At 66.5% G+C, this 25269-nt stretch carries 3 protein-coding genes; all 3 read right to left on the bottom strand.

Annotated features, from left to right (window positions below; genetic code table 11):
* Nucleotides 1-148: 148 nt before the first annotated feature.
* The 3 genes from ACL9RJ_RS21070 to ACL9RJ_RS21060 are packed head-to-tail and all read right to left on the bottom strand — an operon-like array spanning nucleotide 149 to nucleotide 25253.
* Nucleotides 149-10720 carry an amino acid adenylation domain-containing protein gene (locus ACL9RJ_RS21070; protein ID WP_422765632.1) on the bottom strand — a complete coding sequence of 3524 codons (10572 nt, stop codon included), beginning with the start codon at nucleotides 10718-10720 and terminating at the stop codon, nucleotides 149-151.
* A gap of 15 nt (nucleotides 10721-10735) precedes the next feature.
* On the bottom strand, nucleotides 10736-18673 hold the full coding sequence (locus ACL9RJ_RS21065) for an amino acid adenylation domain-containing protein (protein WP_422765631.1): 7938 nt from the start codon (nucleotides 18671-18673) through the stop codon (nucleotides 10736-10738).
* A 1-nt stretch (nucleotide 18674) separates the two neighbouring features.
* The gene (locus tag ACL9RJ_RS21060) at nucleotides 18675-25253 is read right to left on the bottom strand and encodes an amino acid adenylation domain-containing protein (RefSeq protein ID WP_422765630.1); all 6579 of its coding nucleotides are present in this window, start codon (nucleotides 25251-25253) and stop codon (nucleotides 18675-18677) included.
* Nucleotides 25254-25269 lie beyond the last annotated feature (16 nt).

Genomic DNA, 25269 nt, shown 5'->3' with positions numbered 1-25269 from the left:
CCTCTGCCACGGGGGCGCCGCACAGCTTGAACGCAGTACCCAACCAAGGGGCGACCCTTGGTTTTTTTATGCCTGTTGCCGCCCCCCCCTGAACACCGCGCAAAAAAAAGCCAGGGAATACTCCCTGGCTTTTTTCATTCCGCCTCCGTCAGTTGCGCGTTTTCAAGCGTTCCAGCACTGCCGTCAACAACCCCTGGGAGAGAATGATGCTGTCATGGTTCTCCTCCAGCACCGTTGAAGCCGCCAGCCCGTCGGCTGAGCACTGCTCCACCAGCACCGCCTGCGCCGCGCTGATTTCCCCGGCGGTCTTGCTCGCCCCCGCCCACCAGCAGTCCGGCTTGACCCGCAACGGCTTGAGCGTAAAGGCCTCGCTCAGGAGCGCGTTGGTGCGCAGCAGGCGGTAGCCGGTCTCGATTTCGTCCTGCACCGCGATATCGCGGTAGACCTCACGCAAGCCCTCGGCACTGACACCACCGGCCAGCGCCACCTGATCGATGACCCAGTCGGCAATTGCCTGCTCATCGCTCGACTGCGCCCTGGCCTGTTCGATCAGCCCGACGATGGTCTGCTCCTCGACCCCGGGGACAAACGCCACGAGGCTGCCGACCAGATTGGCGAACAGGCTCTGTTCCTCCTGCGCGGCATCCGCCACCGGCTCCTGCTCGGGGGCAAAGACCTCCAGCGCCGCAGGCAGGCTGGTGTCCACCAGGCCGAGGAAGTCCACCCGCTCACCAGCACTCTCCAGCACATGGGCCACTTCAAGCGCCAGGGCACCGCCCAGGGACCAACCCAGCAGGTTGTAAGGCCCTTCGGGTTGGGTATGCCTGATCTGCTGGACGTAGTAAGCGACCATTTCCTCCCAGGTGCGATCGAACCAGCCAGGCACCACGTAGCTTTTATTGACCAGGCCATAGACGCGCCGGCTGTCCTTCAGTTGCCCCGCCAACGGGTAGTAGGAGTAAGTACCACCACCACCCGGCGGCAGGCAGAACAACGGCGCGGCCTCCGTACGGCAGGCGTTCATGGCGATCACCGGCGTCTTCACTTTCGCCTCGCCTTCGCGCATGAAGTCCGCCAGGTCGGCCAGGGTTTCCATCAACAGGAAGTCATGCAGCTTGAGGGTCACATCGAAGGTTTCCCGCAGCCGGCCGACCAGCGAAATCACCAGCAGCGAGTGTCCGCCCAGCTCGAAGAAGTTGTCGTTCAAGCCGACGCTCTCGACCTTCAGCAACTCGGCCCAGATGGCTGCCAGGCGCTGTTCCAGCTCGGTACGCGGGGCCACATGGGTTTGCCCGGAAGCCGTGGCGACCGGTGTCGGCAGCGCCTTGCGGTCGAGCTTGCCGTTCGGCGTCAGCGGCATCCGCTCCAGCACCACCAGGTGCGCCGGCACCATATAGTCAGGCAATCCGGCCTTCAGGTGAGCCTTGAGTTCGCCGCGCAGGACGTCCAGGGACAGCCCGGCCCCCGCTTCGGCCAATACCACATAGGCCGCCAGTTGCTTGCCCGCCGGCCCCTCGATATCGATGACACTGGCTGCCCGCACCGCTGCGTGTTCTTGCAGGCGTGCTTCGATTTCGCCCAGTTCGATGCGCAGGCCGCGAATCTTCACCTGGTGGTCGAGACGGCTGACGTACTCGATCACGCCCCCGGCGCGATAGCGCGTCAGGTCGCCGGTGCGATACAGGCGTGCCCCGCCCTGTTCGCTGAAGGGATCGGGAACGAAGCGTTCGGCGGTCAGCGCCGGACGCTGATGATAACCACGGGCCAGGCCCTGGCCCCCGATCAGCAGCTCACCCCGCGCGCCCAACGGCAAGGTATCGAAATCCTCGCCGAGGATATGCAGCGTGGTATTGGCGATGGGGCGACCCAGCCAGACATCGTCGCTGGATGTCAGGTAATGGCAGGCCGACCAGATGGTGGTCTCGGTCGGGCCATAGACGTTCCACACATGCCCGGCCTGGGCGATCAGGCGCTGTGCCAGTTCGCCACTCAACGCCTCGCCGCCGCAGAGCACCTTGCGTCCGGCAAACGCTCGCGCCGGCGCACTGTCGAGCAACATGCGCCAGGTCGACGGCGTGGCCTGGATGACACTGACCGCCTGTTGTTCGATCACCGCCAGCAAGGCTTGCGGGTCCTTGTTCTCATCGGTGTGCAACAGCACCACCGCCGCCCCGCGCATCAATGGCAGGTACAGTTCCAGCCCGGCGATATCGAACGACAGCGAGGTCAGCGCCAGCACCCGGTCGCCAGCCTCGACACCGGGTTGCACGGCCATGCTGAAGAGGAAATTGCTCAAGCCTTCATGCCGCACGGCGACCCCCTTGGGCTTGCCGGTGGAACCGGAGGTGTAGATCACGTACGCCAGGTTTTCCGGCTGCGCGAGATTGACCAGCGGGGCGTCGCTGACCCCCTCCAGCCATTGCGCGGACAGGTCCAGGCACAGGCTGCGGATCCGCGCCGGAATCGGCAGGCGCGACACCAGCTGACTCTGCGTCAGCAGCAGCGCCAGCCCGCTGTCCTCCATCATGTAGGCCAGGCGATCCTCGGGGAAATCCGGGTCCAGCGGCACATAGGCACCGCCAGCCTTGAGGATCGCCAGCAGGCCGATCAGCATGTCCGGCCCACGCTCCACCGCGATCCCCACCAGGACATCGGGGCCGACCCCCTCTTCACTCAGGCGTCGGGCCAGCTGGTTGGAGCGCAGGTCCAACTGCCGGTAGTCCAGTTCGGTTTCCCCCCAGAGCAGCGCGGTCGCCTGGGGCGTCGCCCGAGCCTGCCGGGCAATCAGTTCGTGGATGCACTGCTGCACGGGCGCGTCGCTGCCGGTGCGGTTCCACTCCTGCTCGATCTGCTGCCGTTCGGCGTCGGCCAGCAACGGCATGTCAGCAACACGCCGGTCGACATTGACCGTGATCGCCTCCAGCAACGTGCGCCAGTGACGCGCCATGCGCTCGATAGTGCTGCGCTCGAACAAGGCGCTGGCATAGGTCAGCGTGGCACCGAGGCCGTCATCGCCCTCGCTGGTGTCCAGGGTCAGGTCGAACTGCGCCGTGTGGCTGTCCGACGCCAGGCCCTGGACCTGCAGGCCCGGCAGCTGACGGCCCGGACCACGCACCTGGGTCTGGTGGTTGTACATCACCTGGAACAGCGGGCTGTGGCTCAGGCTGCGTTCCGGTTGCAGGGCTTCCACCAACTGTTCGAACGGCAGGTCCTGATGCCCCTGGGCCTGCAGGGCGGTCTTTTTCACCTGTTGCAGCAATTCACGGAAGCTCAGCTCGGGCGAAAAATCGGCCTTGAGCACCTGGGTATTGACGAAGAAACCTATAAGCCGCTCGGTCTCGACCCGGGCACGGTTGGCGATCGGCACGCCGACACGGATATCGGCTTGCCCGGAATAGCGCTGCAACAGGGTCTGGAACGACGCCAGCAGCAACATGAACAGGGTCACGCCCTGCTCGCGGGCCGTGGCCTTGAGCGCCTGGGTCAACCCGGCATCGAGTTCGACCGCCAGCCGCTCCCCGGCATAACTCTGGTGCGTGGGACGCGGCCGGTCGAAGGGCAGCTCCAGCACCGGTTGCTCACCGCCCAATCGGGCCTGCCAGTAATCGAGCTGGCGACGCTGCTCCCCGGCCGCCATCCACTGGCGCTGCCAGACGGCGTAGTCGGCGTACTGGATCGGCAGTGCCGGCAATTCGACCTCGCGGCCCTGGCTGTAGCCTTCATACAACTGCACCAGCTCGTCGACCATGACCGGCATCGACCAGCCGTCGGCCACGATATGGTGCAGGGTCACCACCAGCACATGGGCTTGCGCCCCCAGGCGCAGCAGCCGGACCCGCAACAGCGGTCCTTGCTCCAGGTCGAACGGCCGGCGGATTTCCTCGTCGATGTACGCGGCGATGTCCGCCTCCGAGAGCACCCGGTCCGGCTGATCGACATCGAGCACGAAAGGCGCCGGCGGCCGGATGATCTGGCGGGCCTGCCCACCGTCCTGGCAGAACGTCGTGCGCAGGGTTTCATGGCGCGTGACCAGCGCCTCGAAGCTGCGACGCAAGGCCTCGACCTCCAGGACACCGTCGAGACGCAGGGCCGCCGGGATATTGTAGGCGGCGCTCTCAGGCTCCAGCTGCCAGAGAAACCATTGGCGCTGCTGGGCATAGGACAACCCCAGCGGCTGCTCGCGATTCACCCGGACAAAAGCCGGGGCCTGGCTGGCCGTGCCCTGCCCCGCCAGTTCGGCGAACTCGGCGAGGTTGCCGGTCTCGAACAGGCTGCGCAGGGACAGTTCGACCTGCAGGCCCTGGCGAACCCGGGAAATCACCTGGGTCGCCAGCAGCGAATGCCCGCCCAGGTCGAAGAAATTGTCCTCCAGGCCGACCCGCTCGACCTTCAGTACATCCGCCCAGATCGTCGCCAGTTGCTGCTCCAGCGCTGTCCGCGGCGCAACGTGCTCCGCTTGTGACAGGCTGGCCTGTGGCGCCGGCAGGGCCTTGCGATCGAGCTTGCCATTGGGGGTCAGCGGCAGGCGCTCCAGCAGCACCAGGTGAGCCGGCACCATGTAGTCCGGCAGAGCGGCTTTCAGGACGTCCTTCAGCTCGCGCCGGAACTGCTCCTGCCGTGCCGCATCCCCCTGGACCAGCGTCGCATCCTCGGCCACCAGGTACGCGGCCAGCTGCTTGCCCGCCGCGCCGTCGATATCGACGACCAGCGCTTCACGCACACCGCAGTGCTCTTGCAGGCGTGCCTCGATCTCGCCCAGCTCGATGCGGAAACCGCGGATCTTCACCTGGTGATCCAGGCGCCCGGCGTACTCGATCACCCCCTCGGCGCGATAGCGGGTCAAGTCACCGGTACGGTACAGCCGACCGCCGCCTTGCGGGTCGAACGGATCGGGAATGAAGCGCTCGGCCGTCAGGCCCGGACGCTGATGATAACCACGAGCCAGGCCCTGCCCGCCAATCAGCAATTCACCCCGGGCACCCGGCGGCAGCACGTCGAAATCGTCGCTGAGGATATGCAGGCGGGTGTTGGCGATCGGCCGGCCCAGCCAGATATCGTCGCTGGCGGTCAGGTAGTGTCGCGCCGACCAGATGGTGGTCTCGGTCGGACCATAGACGTTCCAGACATGCCCGGCCTGCTCGATCAGGCGCTGCGCCAGCTCGGCGCCCAGGGCCTCGCCACCGCAGAGAATCCTGCAGCCGGCGAAAGCCCGTGGCGGCGCGCTGTCGAGCAGCATGCGCCAGGTCGACGGCGTGGCCTGGATCACATTGACCGCCCGTTGCTCGATGACTGCCAGCAACGCCTGCGGGTCCTTGTTCTCCTGCTGGCGCAAGAGAACCAGTGCGGCTCCGCGCATCAGCGTCAGGTACAGCTCCAGCCCGGCGATATCGAACGACAGCGAGGTCAGCGCCAGCACCCGGTCCGACGGTTCGATCCCCGGCTGCTCGGCCATGCTGAAGAGGAAATTGACCAGGGCGCCATGGGACACGGCAACCCCCTTGGGCTTGCCGGTGGAACCGGAGGTATAGATCACATAGGCCAGGTTCTGCGGCTGGGCCAGATTGACCAGCGGCGCATCGCCGAGGCCCGCCCACTCGTCCGTCGAGGTGTCCAGGCAGAGGCTGCGCACCTGCTCGGGAATCGCCAGGCCGGGCACCAGGCGGCTGTGCGTCAAGAGCAGGGCCAGGCCGCTGTCTTCCATCATGTAGGCCAGGCGGTCCGCCGGGAAATCCGGGTCCAGCGGCACATAGGCGCCCCCGGCCTTGAGGATCGCCAGCAGGCCGACCACCATGTCCGGGCCACGCTCCAGCGCGACCCCGACCAGCACATCGGGGCCGACGCCCAGCTCGCGCAGCCTGCGCGCCAGGCGATTGGACTGGCGATCCAGCTGCTGGTAGTCCATCTGCCCATCGCCGAACAGCAGGGCCACGCCCTGCGGCGTCTCCAAGCTCTGTGCGACGATCAGTTCGTGCACACATTGCGTCATCGGATACGAGGCTTCGCTGCGGTTCCACTCGCCCACGATGCGCTGCCGTTCCTCGTCGGCGAGCATCGACAGCTCGGCCACCCGCTGGTGGGCGCCGCCGGCGATGGCCAGCAACAGGTTGCGCCAGTGACCGGCCATGCGCTCGATGGTCGAGGCGTCGAACAGCGCGCTCGACCAGGTCAGCGCGGCGCCCAGGCCGTCGGCGTGTTCATGGGTATCCAGGGTCAGGTCGAACTGGGCGACATGGCTGTCCCAGGACAAGCCTTCCACCGTCAGTCCCGGCAATTGCCGGGCTTCACCCGGCGCCTCGCTCTGGTGGTTGTACATCACCTGGAACAACGGGCTGAGGCTCAGGCTGCGCTCCGGTTGCAGGGCTTCCACCAGTTGCTCGAACGGCAGGTCCTGATGGGCCTGGGCCTCCAGCGCCGCCTGCCGCGCCTGCTGCAGCAACTCGCTGAACGTCATGCCCTGCGTGAATCCGGCACGGACCACCTGGGTGTTGACGAAGAAACCTATAAGCCGTTCGGTCTCGACCCGGGTGCGGTTGGAGATCGGTACGCCGACGCGGATATCGGCCTGCCCGGAATAACGGTGCAGCAAGGTCTGGAACGAGGCCAGCAGCAACACGAACAGCGTCACGCCCTGCTGGCGCGCGACGGCCTTGAGCGAATCGGCCAGCGAGGGCGCCAGCTCGATGGCCAGGCGCTCGCCGACATGGCTCTGGATCGTCGGGCGTGGCCGGTCGGTGGGCAGCTCCAGCACCGGTTGTTCACCACCGAGTTGCCGGGTCCAGTAGGCCAGCTGGCGCTCCTGCTCACCTGCCGCCATCCACTGGCGCTGCCACTGGGCATAGTCGGCGTACTGCACCGGCAAGGCTTGCAGGTCGACCTCATGACCCTGGCTGTAGCCGGCGTACAGTTGCACCAGTTCATCGACCATGATCGGCATCGACCAGCCATCGGCGACGATATGGTGGAGCGTCAGCACCAGCACGTGCTCGGTCTCCCCCAGTTGCAGCAGCCGGACCCGCAGCAACGGGCCGCGGACCAGGTCGAACGGACGTCCGACCTCGGCTTCCACATACTCACGGATGGCGACCTCCCGTTCGCTCGCCAGCTCATCCGGCAGTCGCTCCACGGCCAAGGCAAATGCCGTGGCCGGATGGATGACTTGCACGGCCTGCTCGCCCTCCTCGCGGAAGGTGGTGCGCAGGGTTTCGTGCCGGGCGATCAGGGTCTCGAAGCTGCGCCGCAACGCCTGGCTGTCCAGGCTGCCGTTGAGGCGCAGGGCCGCCGGGATGTTATAGGCGGCGCTGTCCGGCTCCAGCTGCCAGAGGATCCACTGGCGTTGCTGGGCATAGGACAGCGCCAGCGGCTGGCTGCGATCCGCCAGGGCGAAAGTCGGTGTGGCCGCAGTGGCCGGCGGCTCCTGCAACGCACTGCGCACGAATGCCGCCAGGTCCTGGGACTCGAAGAGATCACGCAGCGACACGTCCAGCGACAGGGTCTGGCGAACCCGGGAAATCACCTGGGTCGCCAGCAACGAATGGCCTCCCAGTTCGAAGAAGTTGTCGCTCAGGCCGACCCGTTCGACTTTCAGCACCTGGGCCCAGATATCCGCCAGTTGCTGTTCCAGCTCGGTGCCGGGTGCCACATGGGTCTGCTGCAACTGGCTGACATCCGGTGCCGGCAGCGCCCGGCGGTCCAGCTTGCCGTTGGCCGTCAGCGGCATGCCTGCCAGCACGATCAGGTGCGCCGGAACCATATAGTCCGGAACCACGGACTTGAGGTACGCCTTCAGCTCGCGACGCCATTGGCCCTGGGTGTCGCCGTCGGCCCCGGCCAGCGCCGGATCGGTCGGCACCAGGTAGGCCGCCAGTTGCTTGCCTCCCGGCCCGTCGATGGCAATGACAATGACTTCGCGGACATCGGCATGCTCTTGCAAGCGCGCTTCGATCTCGCCCAGTTCGATGCGGAAACCGCGAATCTTCACCTGGTGGTCGAGCCGCCCGGCGTACTCGATGACGCCTTCGGCGCGATAGCGGGCCAGGTCGCCGGCACGGTACAGGCGGCCGCCGCCCTCTTTATCGAACGGATCGGGGACGAAGCGTTCGGCGGTCAACGCCGCACGCCGGTGATAGCCGCGCGCCAGGCCGGCACGGCCGATATGCAGTTCGCCGGTGCAGCCCCGGGCCACGGGATTGAAATCGGCATCCAGGACATACCACGACAAGTCATGGATCACCTCGCCGATCGGGCTGACGGTGGCCTGCGACAGGTCGTCGCGAGTGATCGGCCGATAGGTGACATGCACCGTGGTTTCGGTGATGCCGTACATGTTGATCAGTTGCGGCGAGCGGTCGCCGAAACGCTCGAACCAGGGTTGCAGGCTGCCGACATCCAGCGCCTCACCGCCGAACACCACGTAGCGCAGCGCCAGGGCAGGTGTCGGCGGCGCCTCGCAGGCCACCCGCATCAGTTGCTTGAAGGCGGAGGGCGTCTGGTTCAGGACCGTGACCCCTTCGCTGACCAGCAATGGATAGAAATCCTGCGGCGAACGGCTGGTTTCACGCGGCACGATGACCAGCCGGCCGCCGTACAACAGCGCACCGAAGATCTCCCAGACCGAGAAGTCGAAGGCATAGGAGTGGAACATCGTCCAGACATCGCCCGCGTCGAACCCGAACTGCGCCCCGGTGGCCTCGAACAACCGCAGGATATTGCGGTGCGGCAGCAGCGTGCCCTTGGGCTTGCCGGTGGAACCCGAGGTGTAGATCACATAGGCCAGGTTATCGGGCCCGGCCAGGGTCGGCAGTTGCTCTTGCGGATAGCCTTCCAGCCAGTCGCCCTCCTGGTCCAGGCACAGGCTGTTGACCGTGGCCGGTACCGGCAACTGTCCGACAAAGCGGGTCTGCGTCAGCAACAGGCGGATCCGGCTGTCCTCGATCATGTACGCCAGGCGGTCCTCGGGATAGTCCGGGTCCAGCGGGACATAGGCACCACCGGCCTTGAGGATCGCCAGCAGGCCGACCATCATCTCCAGGCCGCGGTCCACCGCCAGGCCGACCAGCACGTCCGGCCCCACCCCCGACTCGCGCAACTTGTGCGCCAGCTGGTTGGCGCGACCATTCAATTCATGGTAGCTCAGGCTCTGCCCGTCACAGGTCACGGCGAGGGCATCCGGCGTTTTCAACGCCTGCGCCTCGATCAACTCATGCACGCAACGGTCGCTGGCGTAGCTCGTCGTCGCCGGGTTCCAGGCCTTGAGGGTCTGCTCGTGCTCCGTGTCGCCCAGCATCGGCAAGGCGGCAATCTTCTGCCCGGCATCCGTGCCGATGGCCTGCAACAGGCAACGCCAATGCCCGGCCAGACGCTCGACGCTGGCGTGGTCGAACAGGTCGCTGGCATAGGTCAGCGCGGCCCCCAGGGCATCGTCGCTTTCGAAGGTGTCCAGGGTCAGGTCGAACTGTGCGGTGCGTTTCTCCCAGGCCAGCCCCTCGACCCGCAGCCCGGCCAGCTCGCGGGCTTCACCGCGGACCTGGGTCTGGTGGTTGTACATCACCTGGAACAGCGGCGTGCGGCTCAGGCTGCGCTCCGGCTGCAGGGCCTCGACCAGTTGCTCGAACGGCAGGTCCTGATGGGCCTGGGCCTCCAGCGCGGTTTTCTTCACCTGTTGCAGCAATTGGGCAAAGGGCGCTTGCGCGTCGATCTCGGCCTTGAGTACCTGGGTATTGACGAAGAAGCCGATCAAGCCTTCGGTTTCCACCCGGCTGCGGTTGGCAATGGCCACCCCGACGCGAATATCGGTCTGTCCGGAGTAACGATGCAACAGCGTCTGGAACGACGCCAGCAGCAGCATGAACAGCGTCACGCCCTGCTGCCGGGCAACGGCCTTCAGGGAGCGGGCCAGTTCCGGCGCCAGGTCGATGGCAAGGCTTTGCCCCGCCAGGCTCTGATGACTCGGGCGCGGCCGATCGGTGGGCAGTTCCAGCACCGGCTGCTCGCCGCCCAGCTGGCTTTTCCAGTAGCCCAGTTGCCGCTCCTGCTCGCCCGCTTCCATCCAGTCGCGCTGCCACTGTGCATAGTCGGCATACTGGATCGGCAAGGCCGCGAGTTCTGCCTCGCGGCCCTGGCGATAACCGTCGTACAGGCGGACCAGCTCGTCGACCATGATCGGCATCGACCAGCCATCGGAAACGATGTGGTGCAGAGTCAGTACCAGGACATGATCGTCACGGCCGACCGCTACCAGGCGGACACGCAGCAACGGTCCGTTCTCCAGGTCGAAGGGGCGTTGTACTTCCGCCTCCACGCAACGCCGGATCTGCTCCTCCAGGTCGTCACGCTCCGCGACCGCCAGCCCCTCCACCGCCAGCGTGAACGCCTCGGGCGGATGCACCACCTGCACCACCTGCCCGCCTTCCTGGCGCAAGGTGGTACGCAAGGTTTCGTGACGCCGGATCAGCGTCTCGAAACTACGCCGCAAGGCCTCGATATCCAGGCCACCCTTCAGGCGCAGCGCCGTCGGAATGTTGTAGGCGGCGCTGCCCGGCTCCAATTGCCAGAGAATCCATTGGCGCTGCTGGGCATAGGACAGCACCGACGACGCCTCGGACTCCCGCCTGAAAATCGGGGTCACCCCGTACAGGTTCACACCCTGTCGCTTGAGCAACGCCGAGAGTGCCTTGCGTTCCCGGACGGACAGAGATTTTACGGAGTCGAGCAGCTCTTGCACTTTGGTGTTCTCCCGCTAAGCGATCAAATTATCGATTTCCTCCGCAGTAAGACGTTTGAGGGCGGCCAGCGATTTAGCCAGTTCGTCCTGTGCATGGTCACTTTGGCCGTTTTTCTGCTGCACCGCGCGACTGAAGTCAGCCAGGACCGGCAGTTCGAACAGCTCATTGAGCGATACCTCGATGTGCAGCTGGTCACGGATCCGCACCATCACCTGCATCACCAGCAAGGAATGCCCGCCCAGTTCGAAGAAGTTGTCGTCCAGGCCGACCCGTTCGACTTTCAGCACATCGGCCCAGATCGCCGCCAGTTGCTGCTCCTGTTCGGTCTGCGGCGCCACATAGCGGTGCTGCAACAGGCTCGCGTCCGGCTTGGGCAGGGCCTTGCGGTCCAGCTTGCCGTTGGCGGTCAGGGGCATCCGTTCGAGCAGGACCAGATGCGCGGGTACCATGTAGTCCGGCAGGTGTTCACGCAGGTGATCCTTGAGGTCATTGCGCAATACGCCCGAATCCTCACCCAGCCAGGCCGCATCCCTGGGCACCAGGTAGGCTGCCAGCTGCCGGCCACCGGGACCGTCGATATCGACCACCACCGCCTCGCGCACCGCCTCATGCTGTTGCAGGCGGACTTCGATCTCGCCCAGCTCGATGCGGAACCCGCGAATCTTCACCTGGTAATCGGTACGGCCGACGTATTCCAGGACACCATCGGCGGCCCGGCGTCGCGCCAGGTCGCCGCTGCGGTAAAGACGCTCGCCCGGCGTCGTGCCGAACGGGTTGGGGACGAAGCTCAGGGCCGTGCGTTTCGGATCACCGAGATAACCACGACCGACGCCCATGCCGGCGATATGCAACTCGCCGGTGGCACGCTCCGGCATCGGTTCGAGCAGGTCATTGAGCACGCTCAGGCGGTTGTGGTCGGTCTCCAGGCCGATCGGCAGGTAGGCCCGCTCGCGGTCCTGCAACTGCACCCGGTGCAGCGCCACATCGTCCGAACACTCGGCCGGACCGTAGGCGTTGATCAGCGGGATATCCGGATACTGGCGTAGCCAGCGCTCGGCCAGGGCCGGGGCCATGGCCTCACCGGTGGTCAACAGGTAGCGCAGGCTCGCCAAGCTGGCCGGCGGCCGGTCGAGCAATCCCTGGATCAGCGCCGGCACCACTTCGAGCACGGTGATACCGGTCTCTTCCACATGCCGCAGCAACGCCGCCGGATCCTGGACAATAGCCGCCGGGACGATCTCGACCCGGGCCCCGCACAGGCCGGCCGTCAGCAACTGCCAGACGGAAATATCGAAGCTCTGGGACGCGGTCTGGGCGATCACATCGGCCTCGGTCAGGCCCAGGTAGGGCAACTTGCTCAACTGGTTGTTGAGCATCCCCGCCTGCTCCACCATCACCCCTTTCGGCATGCCGGTGGACCCCGAGGTGAAGATCACATAGGCCAGGTGCTGCGCCGCATTCGCAGGTAACGCGGCCAGCGGCGTGAGCGACTGGGCCTGCTCCAGCACCTGCTCCCAGACCAGCAGCCGCGGACGGGCATCGACTGCGATGCGCTCCAGCAACTGAACGGCCAGGGCCTGGCAGGCGGCGGTGCAGACCAGCACGCCACTGCCGCTGAGGGTGAGGATATCCGCCAGGCGCTGGGCCGGCAGCGCCGGGTCCAGTCCCAGATAGCCGGCACCGGCCTTGAACGCCGCGACCACCGTGCCCAGCAACGGCAAGCCGCGCTCGCCGAGGACCGCCACCAGGTCGTCGGCCTGCACACCTTCGGCCTGCAGCGATTGCGCCAGGCGCCCGCTGTGTTCATCCAGTTCGCGATAACGCCAGCTCTGCCCCATGCAGGTGGCGGCCACCTGCTCCGGCAGCCGCCGCGCGGTGCGCTGGAACAACCGCGCATAGCCCTGGTGCAGGTCGTCGCTGACCGCCGCCCCGGCACTCGCCGGCACGACCGGCCGCGGCTGTGGCACGGCGGCCAGTTGCTGGAAGTCCATCTCGACCCCGGCGGCAAACGTCAACAGCACCTCGCGCAGGTCCATCAGCAACTGCTCGACCGTCGCCACTTCGAACACCCGCTCGTCGTAGGACAGGTGCAGGCCCAGGCTCGCGCCCGGGTAGATCACCACAGTGATCGGGTAGTTGGTATGGGTCCGCGACGAACCGGACTCGATCTTCATGCTGTCGGCCTGTTCGCCGATGCTATCTTCGATCGGCGCGTTCTCGAACACGAACAGGCTGTCGAACAGCGCCTGGCCCTTGCCGACCTCGCTGCTGCCCTGGATGGTCACCAGGTGCAGGTGTTCATGTTCGCGCAGTTCCAGGTTGTGTTGCTGCAGCCCTTGCAGCCAGCCCTTGACCGTCTGCGCGCCCTCGGCGCCGGGGATACGGACCCGCAGTGGAATACTGTTGATGAACAGCCCCACCGTCGCCTGCATTTCGGGAAACTCCACCGGCCGACCGGCCACCGTGACGCCGAACAACACGTCGCGCTGGCCGCTGTAGCGATGCAGGACCACCGCCCAGGCCGCCTGCACCAGGGTGTTGAGGGTCAACTGGCTGGACTGGGCGACCTGGGAAAGCTTGCGCGTGTCGTCCAGGCTCAGGCGGCTCAGGCAGTCGCCGGTGGACGAAGTCCCGGCATCACGGCTGATCACCCGGTCGAACGGCAACGCGGTCGGCTGTTCGAAGCCGGCCAGTTCGCGCTGCCAGAACGCCCGCGAGGCCTGTTCGTCGCGATCCTGCAACCAGGCAATGAAATCGCGGTAACGCGACGGCAACGGCAGTTGGCTGATGCGCCCGTCGACCAGGGCGCCGTAGAGTTCGAAGAATTCCGCGACGATGCCCATCCGGCACCAGGCATCGAGCAGGATATGGTGATTGCTCAGGACAAAGCCGTAGCGCTGCGGCCCGAGCTGGATCAGGCGCAAACGGAACGGCACTTCGCCGGCCAGGTCGAAGCCCTGCTGCAACTCGGCACCCAGCTCGGCGCTCAGACGTGCTTCGTAGTCGGCGGCATCCACGCCTTGCCAGTCCATGAAACGGATATCCGGCGTCGCACTGCGATGGACGATCTGCACGATGGCATCGCTGACGTCCCAGCAGAACGAGGTGCGCAATACCTCATGGCGCTCGACCACGGTCTGCCAGGCGCGGGTAAAGGCGTCCCGGTCGATGGCGTGGTCGATCAGGTAGCAATACTGCATCAGGTAGATACCCGAGCCCGGCTCGCGCAGGGTATGCAACAGCAAGCCTTCCTGCATCGGCGACAGCGGATAGATATCGGCGATGTCCTGCACGGCCACCGGCAGGCGCCCCAGTTGTTCCTGGGTCAGGCGGGTCAGCGGGAAGTCCGAAGGGGTCACGCCGGCGACACCCTCGGCGGTGCAATGGGCGATCAGCGCCTCGAGCTCGCGACGGTAGTCATCGGCCAGTCGCTGCAGGGTCGGGGTGTCGAAGACCTCGCGGCTGAAGCCCCAGTGCAGTTGCAGTTCACCACCCTGGACCTGACCGTTGATGCTGATCAGGCTGCCCAGTGGCGCCTCGTCGTCCTGGCCCTGGCCGCTGCTCTCCCCGGACAGGAGGAACAGGCCGTCCGCGGCCTCGACACCCTGGTCGACCTGGCCCAGGTAGTTGAACACGATGCTGCCCTCGGCCAGGGCCTGCAAGGCCTGGCGGGCCGCCGACGAACCGAGGTAACGCAGGACGCCATAACCGATGCCCTTGTTCGGCACCGCGCGCAATTGCTCCTTGATGGTCATGATCGAACCACCCAGCGAATCCGCGGGGCTGAGTTTCACCGGATAGAGCGTGCTGAACCAGCCGCTGGTGCGGCTCAGGTCGAGGTCGTCGAACAGGTCTTCGCGACCGTGGCCTTCGAGGCGGATCAGCACATCCGCTTGCCGCGTCCAGCGGCCGATCACCCGCGCCAGGGCGGTCAGCAGCAGGTCGTTGATCTGGGTCCGGTAGGCCGCCGGCGCCTCCTGGAGCAGGCGCCGGGTCAGGCCGGCATCCAGGTGCGTACGGACCGAGGCCGCGTGACGTTGTTGCTGGCCACCGTCAGGACGATCACAAGGCAGGGTGTCACTGACACCCTGCAACTGCGCCTGCCAGTAGCCCAGTTCCCGCGCCAGCTCCGGGCTGGCGGCATAACGGTGCAGGTGTTCGGCCCAGGCCTTGAACGATGTGCTCTTGGCCGCCAGCGCCGGGGCCTTGCCCTGGGCGACGGCCTGGTAGGCGCCTTGCAGGTCTTCGAGCAGTACCCGCCAGGACACGGCATCCACCACCAGGTGATGGATCACCAGCAGCAGGCGTTGCCCGCCCTCGGCCAGGTTGATCAGGACCGCGCGCAGTAACGGACCCTTCTCGAGATCCAGGCTGCGCTGGGCCTCGTCGGCCAGGGCGGTGAGTTGCGTGGCGTCATCCAGTTCGCGCAACCACAGCAGCTCGGCGCTGCGGGCCGTCGAATAGCGCGCTCGCCACTCACCGTCGTGCTGCGCGAAGCTCAGGCGCAGGCCGTCGTGGTGCTCCACCAGCGCCGACAACGCCACTTCGACGGCGCCGGCGTCCAGCGGATCGCGGGCCTTGAGCATCACCGACTGGTTCCAGTGATGCCGCTGGGGGATGTCGCTCTCGAAGAATCGCGCCTGGATCGGCAGCAACGGTTGCTCGCCGCTGATCTGCGACGGCGCTTCGGCCGGCGCTTTTTTCTCGATCAGCCTGGCCACCGCCGCCAGTTGGCCGATGGTCTGTTTCTCGAACAACTGCTTGGGACTCAGCTTGATCCCCTGGCGCTTGGCCCGGGCGATGATCTGCAGGCTGAGGATCGAATCGCCGCCCAGTTCGAAGAAGTTGTCGGTGGTGCCAACCCGCTCCAGCTTAAGCACATCGGCCCAGACCGCCGCCAGTTTCTCCTCGATCTCGCCCACCGGCGCGGTGTACTGCTGCTTGACCGCGCCCGGCCTGGGCAAGGCACGCTTGTCGAGCTTGCCGTTGGCGGTCAGCGGCAGGCGCTCCAGCAAGAGAATCTGCGCCGGCACCAGGTACTCCGGCAAGCCGGCCTGCAATTGCTGACGCAGGGCTTCGACCTGCAACGCGACACCCGTCGCCGCCACACAGTAGGCCACCAGTTGCAGGCGCGTCGCATCGCTCTCCAGGGGCAGGGCCAGGACCACCGCCTCTGCCACGCCGTCCAGGGCCAGCAACCACTGGGCGACCTCACCGGGTTCGACCCGATAGCCACGGATCTTCACCTGATCGTCGGCCCGGCCCAGGTACTCCAGGCACCCCCCGACCCAGCGCGCCCGGTCGCCGGCCCGGTACAGGCGCTCGCCATGCACCGCGGCCGGGTCCGGGACAAAGCGCTCGGCGGTCATGGCCGCCCGTCCCAGGTATCCCTGGGCCAGGCCCGCGCCGCCCAGGTACAACTCACCGCTAACACGTTCGGCCACCGGGTTCAGGTAGGCATCCAGCACCCGCGCCTGGTCATTGTCCAGGGGTTGGCCGACCGGCACCGTGCGGCAACCGTCCAGGCGCTGTTGCACCTCGTGGGTGAGGATGCCCACGGTGGTTTCCGTCGGCCCGTAGTGGTTGATGATCCGGCAGTCCGGCGCCAGCTTGCGCACCTGTTCGATCAGCGCCCAACTGCTGGCCTCGCCACCGAGAATCAGCAACTGCCGTGGCAGCACGTCCGCCGGGCGTGCCGCCTGCAACAGGCCCTGCAGATGGCTCGGGACGATTTTCAGCACATCGACCCGGTGCTCGGCCATGTAGCCCGCGAAGCTGTCCGGGTCGAATGCATGCTCATGGGCCATCAGGTGCAGCAACCGCCCGCCCGCCAGGGCACCGAACAGTTGGGTGTGACCCAGGTCGGCGGCAATGGTCGAGACCAGCGCCATGCTCGCCTCGGAAGTCAGTTGCAGGCGTTGCAACACCGCTTGTACATAGTTGGCCAGGGCACGATGAGTGATCAGCACGCCCTTGGGTTGCCCGGTCGAACCGGAGGTGTAGATGATATAGGCCGGTTGTTCGGGATCGACCCGGGTCGCCAGCGCGTCGACGCCGTGATCGGCCCACTGTTCCGGAGCATGGGCCAGCACCGGGCAGATCCCCAGGCCGGCGCACTTGTCATCGTCCGGCGCATGGATCAGCAGGACCGCGCCGCTGTCCTTCAACAATTGCTGCAGGCGTTCGGCCGGTTGCTGGGTGTCCAATGGCAGGTACACCGCCCCGGCCTTGAGCACGGCGAGCAACCCCACCACCCACTCGATGGAACGCTCCTGGCACAGGGCGACCACGTCGCCGGCAACGATGCCCTCGGCCTGCAGATAACGTGCGAGCTGGTTGGAACGGTGCTCAAGCTGGTCGTAGTCGATCAACTGCGCAGCGCAGCGCAGCGCCGGTTTGCCGCGGCCAGCCTGCAGTCCCCGGGCCCACAGTGCAAGGAAATCGGCATGGGCAAAACCGGCGACCGCCGCTGGCGGCGCGACGGCAGCCGATAGCGGATGTTCCAGCAGGCGGCCGGCAGCGCCACCCGCCATCCACCCCAGTACCTGATGCCAGGCCGCCGCCAGGCGCTCGATGGTCGCGACCTCGAACAGGTCCGTGGCGTAGGTGAATTCAGCCTCGATTCCCTCCGGCGTATCGGTGAAGTCGAGGGCCAGGTCGAAGCGCGCATCGGCCACGCCGATCGGGAACGCCTCGACGCTCAGGGCCGTGTGCACCGGCGCAGCGTTGCTGCGCGAAGCGAGGACGTTCTGGTTGATCTTGACCTGGAACAACGGGTTGTGGCTCAGGTTGCGCTCCGGCGCCAGGGCGTCCACCAGCTGCTCGAAGGGCAGTTCCTGATGGGATTGCGCGCCGGTCACCACCTGCTTCACCTGTTCCAGCAACTGCTCCAGGCTGTCGCGCTCGTCCACCTGGATCCGCAGGACCTGGGTGTTGATGAAGAAACCGATCAACCCCTCCAGCTCCTCGCGGTTACGCCCGGCGTTCGGCGCACCGATACGGATATCGGCCTGGCCGCTGTAGCGCGCCAGCACCACGGCCAGAGCCGCCAGGGCCAGCATGAAGACGGTCTGGCCGTTCTGCCGGGCCAGGCTCTTGAGCTGCGCCGCCAACGGCGCGGGCAGATGGGCGTGGACAATGGCACCGCGATGACTGGCCGTGGCCGGACGCTCGTGGTCCAGGGGCAACTCCAGCACCGGCTGCTCCTCGCCCAGTTGCTGCTTCCAGTAGGCCAACTGCCGCTCGCCCTCCCCGGCTTCCAGCCAGGCACGTTGCCAGATCGCATAATCGGCATACTGGATCGGCAGGGGCGGCGGGTTTGCACCGGTCCCGGCCACCTCGGCGAGGTAGAACCCGACGAACTCCCGGACCAGCAGTTCGCCCGACCACCCGTCCGACACACTGTGGTGCATGCACAGGGTCAGGACGTGCTCGGACTCACTCAGGCGCCAGAGCCTGACCCGCAGCAAGGGACCTTCCAGCAGGTCGAACGGTGCCGCCAGTTCGGCCCCGACCAGGGCCTGGAGCCGCGCCTCAAGGGTTTCGGCGGGCTGGGCCGCGACGTCGATCCGCTCCAGGACGACCGGCGACCGTGGCAGGATCTCCTGATGAAACTCGCCCTCCACCGAGACGAAGCGCGTACGCAAGGCCTCGTGGCGCTGGACCAGCAAGCCGAGGGCGCGGCCCATTGCCGCCTCATCCAGGGCACCCGCAAGGCGCACCGCCATCGGCACGTTATAGGCGCTGTTGTCCGGGTCCAGTTGCCAGAGGATCAGCATCTGCTGCTGGGCGTAGGACAGCGGAATCCGTGTGACATCGTGGCGGGTCACGGCAATCGGCAGCAGCTTGAAGCTCTGCCCGCTCTCGCTCATTTTCTGCAGGATCTGGCGCCGCTGTTCCAGCGGCAGGCCGACGAAGCGCTGGGCAATCCGTTGTGCTGTAGTCTTGTCCATCTCAAGCCTCCGCCATTTCGTTCATCATTCTTTCAATGTCGGACAGCCCGTCATCGGTCAGGGACAGGCCGGTGTCTGCAAAGGCCTGGGAAAATTCGTTCAATTGGGGTTTCTCGAAAATGAGCCGCAGCGGTATGTCGATACCGAGGCCCGAATGAATCCTGGAAATCGCCTGGGCCGCCAGCAACGAATGGCCGCCCAGCTCGAAGAAGTTGTCGTGCAGGCCGACCCGCTCGACCTGCAGCACCTCGGCCCAGATCGCCGCCAGTTGCTGTTCCAGCTCGCTGCGTGGAGCCACATAGTCCTGCTGCCAGAGGCTCGGGTCGGGCTTGGGCAGGGCCTTGCGGTCGAGCTTGCCGTTGGGGGTCATGGGCATCCGCGCCAGGACCAGCAGATGCGCCGGGACCATGTAGTCCGGCAGGCTGGCCCTGAGGTAGTCGCGCAGTTGCCCGCTCAGGTGCTGTCGGGTGGCGGCATCGGCCTCGGCCAGCGCCGGGTCGTTCGGCACCAGGTAGGCCGCCAGTTGCTTGCCCGACGGGCCGTCGATATCGATGACCAGGGCCTCGCGGACCTGGTTGTGTTCCTGCAGGCGCGCCTCGATCTCGCCCAGCTCGATACGGAAACCACGGATCTTCACCTGGTGGTCGATCCGTCCCACGTACTCGATCAGGCCTTCGTCGCGGTAACGGGTGACGTCGCCGGTGCGGTACAGCCGGCCGCCGCCCTGCTCGTCGAACGGGTCGGGGATAAAACGCTCGGCGGTCAGCGCCGGACGGTGGTGGTAACCCCGCGCCAGCAGCGCGCCGCCGATCAGCAACTCGCCACTGCCGCCCTGGACCGCCGGATTGAAGGCGCCGTCGAGGATGTACATGCGCCGCCCGCCCAGCGGTCGGCCGATGGGCATCAGCACCGGCCTGGCGAGGTCGCCGCGCACATAGGGCGCACACTCCAGGTAGCTGGCGGTGATGGTGGTTTCGGTCGGGCCATAGGTGTTGAGCAGGCGGATGTGTTCCAGTCCCGCCTGTTTCCAGAACGCGATGCCTTCGGCCGGCATGGCCTCGCCCGTGGCGCTGACCTGGCGCAGCGGACCGAAGTCGCGGATGCCCAGGCGGTTGAAATCCTGGACCAGCAGGTACCAGTAGGCGGTACTCAGGTCGGCCACGGTGATGCCCGAACGCAACACCTCACGATGGAAGGTGGTGCTGTCCCAGACCTCGTTGCCCCGTATCACCACCCCCGCGCCGTGGCACAGCGCCGGGAACAGTTGCTCGACGAAACCGTCGAAGTTCAGGGTGGAGAACAGCAGGACGCGATCGCGGGGCTCCAGGCGGAAGTATTCGATGGCCACCTGGCAATGGGCACTCAGGGCCCCATGGTCGATAGCCACGCCCTTGGGTTTGCCGGTGGAACCCGAGGTGTAGATCACATAGGCCAGGTTGTCGCGTAGCGCGAGGTTCGGCAGCGCGGCTTCGCTGAACGCCTGCAGTTCGGCGCCGGCCCGATCCAGGCACAGGACCGGCAGCGCCGCCGTCAGCGGCAGGTGCGCCAGCAAGCGGCTGTGGGTCAACAGCAGGCGGATGCCGCTGTCCTGCATCATGTAGGCCAGGCGATCTTCGGGGAACTCCGGGTCCAGCGGCACGTAGGCACCACCGGCCTTGAGGATCGCCAGCAGCCCGACCACCATCTCCAGCCCGCGGTCCACCGCGATGCCCACCGGCACTTCCGGACCGACACCCATCGCCCGCAACTGGCGGGCCAGGCGATTGGCCTGGCCATCCAGCTCGCGGTACGTCAACGTCTGGTCGCCGAAGACCAGGGCGATGGCCTCCGGTGTGCGCCGTGCCTGGGCCTCGATCAGGACATGCACGCAGTGTTCGCCCGGATAGACCCCCTCGGTACGACTCCAGCGGCCGAGGATCAGTCGTTGTTCCTCGTCGCCCAGCAACGGCAGGTCGGCAACGGGCTGGTCCACGCCCTGGCTGGCAATCGCCCGCAGCAGGTTGCGCCAGTGACCGGCCAGGCGCTCGATGGTCCGCGCTTCGAACAGCGCGGTGGCGTAGGTCAATGCCGCCCGCAGGCCGTCCTCACCCTCGAAGGTATCCAGCGTCAGGTCGAACTGGGCGGTAGGGCTGCCGGTATCGATCGCCTCGACCTGCAACCCCGGCAACGGACGCACCGCCCCCTTGAGTTCGGTCTGGTGGTTGTACATCACCTGGAACAGCGGGCTGTGGCTCAGGCTGCGTTCCGGCTGCAGGGCCTGCACCAGATGCTCGAACGGCAGGTCCTGATGGGCCTGTGCCCCCAGCACCGCCTGCCTGACCTGTTGCAACAGCTGGCCGAAGGTGGTCCGTACATCGAACTCGGCCTTGAGCACCTGGGTGTTGACGAAGAAGCCAATCAGCCCTTCGGTTTCCACCCGCCCACGGTTCGCCACGGGGACGCCGACGCGGATGTCGCCCTGTCCCGAGTGGCGGTGCAGCAAGGTCTGGAACGATGCCAGCAACAACATGAACAGGGTCACGCCCTGCTGCCGGGCAACCCCCTTGAGTTGCCGCACCAGCCCGCTGTCCAGCTCGATGTTTGCCCGCGCCCCGGCATGACTTTGCAGCGATGGCCGCGGCCGGTCGGTCGGCAGTTCCAGCACCGGCTGTTCGCTGCCCAACTGCGCGGTCCAGTACGCCAGTTGCCTGGCCTGCTCGCCGGCCTCCATCCAGTCGCGCTGCCAGTGCGCATAGTCGACGTACTGGAACGGCAGGGCCTTGAGCCGCGACGCCTGGCCCTGGCTGCAGGCGACATAGCCTTCGATCAGTTCGTCGACCATGATCGGCATCGACCAGCCATCGGAGACGATATGGTGCAAGGTCACCACCAGCACATGTCGCTCTTCGCCCACGACCAGCAGCCGGGCCCGCAGCAGCGGCCCCTGTTGCAGGTCGAACGGGGTCAGGACTTCGCGGCTGATGCGCGCCATGATCGACTGCGCGTCGGCCTCGGCGCTGTCCAGCGTCTCGACCGCCAGCTCGAAAGCCGGTGCCGGGTGCACGATCTGCACAGCCTGGCCGTCCTGCTGGCGGAAGGTGGTGCGCAGGGTTTCGTGACGGGCGATCAGCGCTTCGAAGCTACGCCGCAGCGCCTGCCGGTCAAGGCGACCGTTCAGGCTCAGGGCGGCCGGGATGTGGTAGGCCGTGTTATCCGGCTCCAGTTGCCAGAGGAACCATTGCCGTTGCTGGGCATAGGACAGGCGCAGCGGCCCGGTGCGATCCGCCGCGGTGAAAGCCGGTGCCCGGTCGGAGCCGGCCTGCCCGGCACTTTCGGCGAAACCGGCGAGATCGCGGGTCTCGAACAGGCTGCGCAGCGTCAGCTCGATACCCAGTACCTGGCGCGCCCGGGAAATCACCTGGGTCGCCAGCAGCGAATGTCCACCCAGTTCGAAAAAGTTGTCGCTCAAGCCCACCTGCCCGACCTTTAGCACCTCTCCCCAGATGGCCGCCAGTTGCTGTTCGAGGGGGCTGCGCGGCGCGACATAGGCTTGTTGCAACAACGCCGTATCGGCAGCCGGCAGGGCCTTGCGGTCGAGCTTGCCGTTGGCCGTCAGGGGCAGGGCTTCCAGGAGCATCAGGTGCGCCGGCACCATGTAGTCGGCCAGGTGCAGCTTGAGATAATCCCGCAGTTCGGCGCGCAACGCCGCCTGCTGCCCGGCGTCGTGCATGAGCGTCGCCCGGGCCGGCACCAGGTAGGCCACCAGTTGTGTGCCGGTCGCCCCGTCCACGGCCAGGACCGCGGCCTCGCGCACCTGTCCGTGGCCTTGCAGGCGGGATTCGATTTCCCCCAGTTCGATGCGGAAACCGCGGACCTTGACCTGATGATCGCGCCGCCCGATGTAGTCGATCACACCATCGGCACGCATCCGCGCCAGATCGCCGGTGCGGTAGAGTCGTCGGCCACCCGCGGGGTCGAAGGGATCGGCCACGAACCGGCCGGCCGTCAGGCCCGGCTGGTTCAGGTAGCCGCGCGCCAGGCCGGCGCCGGCGACATACAGTTCGCCGATGCAACCCGGCGGGGTCAGGTTCAGGGCATCGTCCAGCAGATACCAGGACAGATCGACGATCGGCTCGCCGATGGGGCTGCCCGCCGCCTGCTCCAGGTCGGCCAGGGACAACGGCCGATAGGTCACATGGACCGTGGTCTCGGTAATACCGTACATGTTGATCAGGGTCGGCGAACGGTCGCCGAAGCGCTCGAACCACGGACGCAGGCCCTGCACTTCCAGGGCTTCGCCCCCAAACACGACATGACGCAAGGCCAGCTCGCGCGGCGACTCGATCGCCACCGCCATCAGCGACTTGAAGGCCGAAGGTGTCTGGTTGAGCACAGTCACCCGCTCATCGCACAACAGGGCATGGAACGCCTGCGGCGAACGGCTGACATCGTGGGGCACCACCACCAGCCTGCCACCATGGAGCAATGCACCGAAGATTTCCCAGACGGAAAAATCGAAGGCATAGGAGTGGAACAGCGTCCAGGTATCGGCGCTGCCGAAGTCGAACCAGTGATCGGTGGCGCTGAACAGGCGCAGCACGTTGCGATGGGGCAGCAACGCGCCCTTGGGGTTGCCGGTGGAGCCCGAGGTGTAGATCACGTAGGCCAGGTTATCGACACCGACCGCACACTCGGGGTTGCTCGCCCGCTCGTCTTCGGGCGGGCGGTTCAGGTCCAGGCATTCGACGCCGGCGGGGACCGGCAGTTGCGCCAGCAGATGCCCCTGGGCCAGCAGCAGCTTCAGGCCGCTGTCGCCGATCATGTAGCGCAGGCGCTCGTCGGGGTAGGCGGGATCCAGCGGCACATAGGCGCCGCCGGCCTTGAGCACCGCGACCAGGGCAACGATCATCTCCAGCGAACGTTCCGCCGCCACGCCCACCAGCACATCGGCCCCCACGCCCCGGGCAATCAGCTGGTGCGCCCACTGGTTGGCCCGGGCATTGAGTTCACCATAGGTCAACTGCCGGCCGGCACAGCTCACGGCGATGGCGTCCGGCTGCTGCGCGGCCCGTTCCTCGATCAGTTGGTGCAGGCAACGGCTGACCGGGTGTTCCAGCGGCGCCGGGTTCCACCGGGCGAGGACCTGTTGCTGCTCGGTCGCATCCAGCAACGGCAACTCGGCGATCCGCTGGCACGGGTCCTGGACAATCGCCCGCAGCAGGCTCGCCCAGTGCTGCGCCAGGCGCTCGACGGTGGCGGCATCGAACAGGTCGGTGGCGTACTTCAACACGGCTTCGATACCGTGGGCCTGTTCGCTGGTGTTGAGCACCAGGTCGAACTGGGCGGTCTGGCTCTGCCATTGCAGCGGCTCGAGGTGCAGGCCGGCCACCCCCGTGGCGAGATTCAGGCGGCTTTCGGCCTGGTGGTTGAACATCACCTGGAACAGCGGGCTGTGGCTCAGGTTGCGGCCCGGCTCCAACGCCTCGACCAGTTGCTCGAACGGCAGGTCCTGGTGGGCCTGGGCCTGCTGCGCGGTCTGCCAGACCTGTTGCAGCAGATCGACGAAGCGCTGCTGGCCGTCGACCTCGGCCTTGAGCACCTGGGTGTTGACGAAAAAGCCGATCAGGCGTTCGACTTCGGGGCGCTCGCGGTTGGCCACCGGTACACCGACACGGATATCGGACTGGCCGCTGTAGCGATGCAGCAAGGCCTGGAACGACGCCAGCAGCAGGGCGAACAAGGTGACGCTCTCGCGGCGGGCCAGGGCCTTGAGCCCTTCGCTCACGTCGCGTTCGAGGGTCAGGTTGCAGCTCGCCCCGGCAAAGCTCCGGGACACCGGGCGCGGATGATCCGTGGGCAACTCCAGCACCGGTTGCTCACCGCCCAGCTGCTGTTGCCAATAGGCCAGCTGGCGCTCCTGCTCGCCGGCCTCCATCCAGTGGCGCTGCCACAGCGCATAGTCGGCATACTGGATCGGCAACGCCGGCAGGTCCACCGCGCGCCCCTGGCTGAGGCCAAGGTACAACTGCATCAGCTCTTCGATCATCACCTGCAGCGACCAGCCATCGGCAACGATATGGTGCAGCGTCAGCACCAGCACCTGTTCCTCGGCGGCCACCTGCAACAGGGCCGCACGCATCAGGGGGCCGCTGCGCAGGTCGAAGGGCGCCTGGCTGTGGTTCTGGACAAAGGCCTGGATCTGCGTGTCGCGATCCCCCGGCGACAGCGCCTCGACCGCCAGGCTGAACGGCCCGGCGGGCAGCACCACCTGCAAGGGCTGCTGCTCCACCTGGGTAAACACCGTGCGCAGGGTCTCGTGACGCGCCACCAGGGCCTGCAGACTGCCCTGCAACGCCGTCACATCGAGCTCGCCCTGCAAGCGCAACGCCACGGCGATGTTGTAGGCCGCGCTTTGCGGTGCCCATTGCCAGAGGAACCACTGGCGTTGTTGAGCGTAGGACAGGCGCAGCGGTTCTTCCGCAGCGCGCTTGAACACCGGCGCGATTTCGAACAGGTTGATGCCCTTCTGCTTGAGCAGAGTGGCCAGGCCTTTTCGCTGCATCGCCGAGAGCTGCCCTACCGACTCGATTAACTCCTGCACGCGTTGCACCCTCTCA

The sequence above is a fragment of the Pseudomonas sp. Mn2068 genome (genome assembly GCF_049319725.1).
Classification (GTDB): Bacteria; Pseudomonadota; Gammaproteobacteria; order Pseudomonadales; family Pseudomonadaceae; genus Aquipseudomonas; species Aquipseudomonas gingeri.
The sequence above is the reverse complement of the archived record's forward strand: the minus strand, read 5'-3'. Positions and strand labels throughout refer to the sequence as shown.